This is a genomic window from Corynebacterium sp. (assembly GCF_030152825.1).
GTDB lineage: Bacteria > Actinomycetota > Actinomycetes > Mycobacteriales > Mycobacteriaceae > Corynebacterium.
Map to the genome: position 1 here is coordinate 1 of NZ_JASLIP010000100.1, position 3,922 is coordinate 3,922.

Below are 3,922 nucleotides of genomic sequence, written 5' to 3' on the forward strand. Positions count from 1 at the left end.
AGCCCAGCTGAGTCCAGAGGGCGAACACGCCACCGAACCCAATCGAGCCGACCGCCAGCGGGGCGATGAAGCGCTGCGCCTCCTCGCGCAGCACGCCCGCGGTCTTGAGCCGGATGAAGGTCAGCCCGTGCAGCGCGAAGACGCACACCAGCGCCGCCGCGCCCACCAGCGCATAAGGGTGGAATAGGGGGTAGACGTGGGCGGCGTTCTCCGGGATGCCGCTCACCAGGTTGGCCACTGCCACGCCCCACACGATCGGCGAGATCCAGGAGCCGGCGATGATCCCGGCATCACACCAGGCGCGCCACTTCGCGGAGTTGACCTTCGTGCGCCACTCCAGGCCCACGATGCGCACGATCAGTCCCAGGAGGATGAGGAATAGCGGCAGGTAGAAGCCGCTAAACATGTCCGCATACCAGGCGGGGAACGCCGCGAAGAGCGCACCACCCGCGGTGATAAGCCAGACCTCGTTGCCGTCCCAGACGGGCCCGATGGTGCGGATCATGGCGCTACGGCGGGCCTCGTCGCGGCCCAGGAAGGGCAGGAGCAGACCCACGCCGAAGCCGAAGCCCTCCAGCATGAAGTAGCCCGCGAAGAGGAAGACGATGAGGCCAAACCACAGGGTAGGCAGGTCGATACTCATGATTCCTTCCCTTCAGCGCCGCGCGCGAAGCTCACCGTTCCCGCAGTCTGCAGCTGCTTTTCTTCATCATCTTCCGTGGTTTCGGACGCCACCGCCTCCGGGCCGGATTCGGCCGGCGGACCGTCGAGAACCACGCGGCGAATCAGCCAGAACCACACCACCGCGAGGATGCCGTAGATCAGGGTGAAGCCCACCAGGGTCACGATGACCACCCACGGCTCGTGCCCAGAGACCCCGTGGTCGACAAGCATGCGGATCGACTCGGTGCGTGGATCACCCACCGATTCCGGATTTGGGTGGATCACCCACGGCTGGCGACCAATCTCGGTGAAGATCCAGCCCGCGGAGTTCGCGAGGAAGGGGAAGGGGATCGCCGCCAGGCAGCCCCAGGAGAAGATGGTCGCCCACTTGCCCTTCGGCAGGCGCCCCTTGCGGGTAAATAGCCAGGCGAAGAAAGCTAGCGCGAGGGAGCCCACCATCAGCCCGATCATGGCGCGGAAGGACCAGTAGGTCACGAAGAGGTTCGGGGAGTAGTTCCCCGGCCCGTATAGTGCCTCCGCCTTTTCCTGTAGATCCATCACGCCTTGCAGGGTCACGCCCGAGAACTTGCCCTCCGCGAGGAAAGGCAGCACGAACGGTGCCTTGAGCACGTGGATGACCGATTCGCAGTTATTGTGCGTACCGATCGTGAGGATCGAGAAGGATGGGTCGGTTTCCGTGTGGCACAGGGACTCGGCCGAGGCCATCTTCATCGGCTGCTGAACGAACATCAGCTTGGCCTGAATATCGCCGGTAATGAACAGCCCGATCGAGGACAGGATGGTGGTCCACAGGCCCACCTTCATCGCCGGTCGGTGCATGCTGTGCCGGTTGTCGTCGCTGGTTGCGGCTGTTTTTTCAGATGACGGCGCCGCTGCCTTGGACGGTGCGGTGTCCGTCGCGGCCGTGTCGGTTCCCGCCGCCGACGCCTCGGCTGCCGGGGCGTTGTCCAGGGCCAGGCCATCCTGGGTTGTGGTGGCCGCCTTTGCCTTGGATCTGGCGTCCTTAATCAACCACCAACCAGACACTCCGAGGACGAACGTGCCCGCGGTGAGAAAGGAACCAGCCACGGCGTGGGGGAAGGCCGCCAGCGCGGTGGGGTTGGTCAGCAGTGCGACGATGTCCGTGAGCTCCGCGCGTCCGGTCTCGGGGTTGAACTCCGCGCCCACCGGGTGCTGCATGAAGGAGTTCGCGACGATAATGAAGTACGCCGAGAGGTTGACCGCTAGTGCCACTGCCCAGATGGAGAGCGTGTGCAGCCAGGTGGGGATCCGGCCCCAACCGAAGATCCAGATCCCCAAGAAGACGGACTCCATGAAGAAGGCGACCAGGCCTTCGAGGGCGAGCGGGCCGCCGAAGACGTCCCCGACCATGCGCGAGTATTCCGACCAGTTCATGCCGAACTGGAACTCTTGGACGATGCCGGTGGCTACGCCCATGGCGAAGTTCACGAGCAGAACCACACCGAAGAAGCGGGTGGCGCGGTACCAATGAGGCTTCTTCGTGACAGCCCAGAAAGTCTGCATGAGCGCCACGAGCGGCGCCAGCCCAATGGTCAGCGGGACAAAAATAAAGTGATAAACCGTGGTGATGCCGAATTGCCAGCGGGACAAGGCCACGGTGTCTAAACCACCGGCCGTATCCACGCCGGCGGCAAGGAGAGAAAACTCCATTTACGCCTCCGACGTATTTCCGGCACCCTTCGGCGCCGGCCTAGGTGAGTGGTGTAGCCGCTGGTGAGGCCGCACTGGGCCCACGAGCGGCTGTATGTGAGTGGTCGGGCGCGGAGGCGAGTTAGTTCCCGTGAGGATAATAAAGGCTTCCTGCCAAACCTGTGCCCGGCTGATTGAGAGCAGCCGAGACGGTAAAGTTGGGCACCGCACAATGTAAGGACAAAGGATTGATGGCATGACCTACCCCAATAACAACGAAGGCCAGTACAACCAGGGCTATGGCCAGCAAGGCTACGGCCAGGGTTATGGCCAACAGGGTTATGGCGAGGGCTACGGCCAGGAGCAGTACAACCAGGGTTACTACGAGGCCCAGCCTTCCCAGGAGGGCCTGATCGCAGGCCGTTTCCAGACGAAGAAGGTCATCAGCAACCTGGTACTGCTCGCGCTGCTCGGCGCCGTCGTGACCTTCGCCGTCGTCTTCCTCGTCGACCTGCTGGTCTCCCAGATCGCGGGTTACGGCGCCGGTGGCGTGTCCTCCGCCGTGCTTGCAGCCGTCCTCGCCGGCCTGATCGGCATCGGCGCGGGCCTGCTGTACATCCCGGTCTCCGGCACGGGCAATGAGCACCTCTTCGGCATCGCAGTGATTGCCTTGGCGGTGGTGGCTGCGGTGCTGTGGGTGATTCTCGGCGGACTGCTCGACGGCGACTGGACGACGCTGGTCACGCTCGCGGGCATCGTCTGCACCGCCACGATCGCCTACGCCACCCCGAGCCGCATCGAGTCCGCCGCCATCTACTAAAAAGGCTCGGAGCGGTGAGGGCGGTCCGAGTGGCATAGCTAGCGCGAAAGCCGCCGACCACAGGTGTCACCGTGGTCGGCGGCTTTTATTGTCGACGCTAGGGCGGTTCCCCGCCCAGTGGCGGTTGGTTCGCCGGGCCTAGTCCAGGAATTTCTCCGCCACGCCCAGTTCCAGCAGCTCCTCGCGGGTCGCGGCCTCGCGCTCAAGCACCTCGCTGACCACCATGCGCATCTGCTCATTCGGGTCAGGGATGCGACGCTGGCGGCTCATCAGGGAGGTCAGCACACTCGGCTGCTGCTTGAAGCAGTGCCACAGCACCGCGTTGGCCAGGGACTCCAGCACCAGGCCGCGGGCTTCGGTGGCGTGCTTCGGCTCCGGTGCGCGCTTGAGGTGGGCAAGCTTGCCCGAACGGCGCGGACGGACGTGCAGATCCTGCTGGCCGATGCCGGCCACGGAGCCGTCCTTGTTGTAAATCACCGAGGTATAAGGGACGTTGCAGTAACCGTCCTCGGCGACGACCTCCTTCATCCAGGCGAGCAGCTCGTCGGTGACCTCGACGTCGAGGTAGGCGCCGCGACGTCCCGGGGAGAGGTACTGGAAGGTGCCGGTGCGGGTCCAGGCCTCGTAGTCCGAGCCTAGGCGGCCCATGACCAGCGTGCCGAAGAGCACGTCCGTCATGGAAAACAGCGTGCCGCCGAAGCCCGCGCCGTGCATATTGCGGTTCCACCAGCGCAGATTCAGCTCCAGGCGGCCGGCAGACCAGTCATC

Annotated in this window: 4 protein-coding genes; 1 reads left to right on the forward strand and 3 read right to left on the reverse strand. The window is 64.5% G+C overall.

Features of this window, described 5'->3' with window-relative positions:
- Nucleotides 1-643, reverse strand: a 643-nt coding sequence (gene cydB, locus Q1V78_RS09180) for a cytochrome d ubiquinol oxidase subunit II (protein ID WP_300613828.1), incomplete at its 3' end; no start/stop codon positions are given.
- Complete coding sequence (locus tag Q1V78_RS09185) at nucleotides 640-2,355, reverse strand: cytochrome ubiquinol oxidase subunit I (RefSeq protein WP_300613830.1); 1,716 nt, start codon at nucleotides 2,353-2,355, stop codon at nucleotides 640-642. The genes cydB and Q1V78_RS09185, both read right to left, overlap by 4 nt.
- Nucleotides 2,356-2,590: 235 nt before the next feature.
- On the opposite strand from Q1V78_RS09185, the gene Q1V78_RS09190 reads away from it, so the two are divergent.
- Complete coding sequence (locus tag Q1V78_RS09190; RefSeq protein ID WP_300613831.1) at nucleotides 2,591-3,154, forward strand: hypothetical protein; 564 nt, start codon at nucleotides 2,591-2,593, stop codon at nucleotides 3,152-3,154.
- 138 nt (nucleotides 3,155-3,292) lie between these two features.
- On the opposite strand, the gene Q1V78_RS09195 is transcribed toward Q1V78_RS09190, so the two are convergent.
- The coding region (locus tag Q1V78_RS09195; RefSeq protein WP_300613833.1) for a PaaI family thioesterase at nucleotides 3,293-3,922 on the reverse strand (630 nt) is incomplete at its 5' end.

Coding starts and splice junctions, on each gene's coding strand:
- Q1V78_RS09185 (WP_300613830.1), bottom strand. CDS start 2,355: ATGGAGTTTTCTCTCCTTGCCGCCGGCGTGGATACGGCCGGTGGTTTA.
- Q1V78_RS09190 (WP_300613831.1), top strand. CDS start 2,591: ATGACCTACCCCAATAACAACGAAGGCCAGTACAACCAGGGCTATGGC.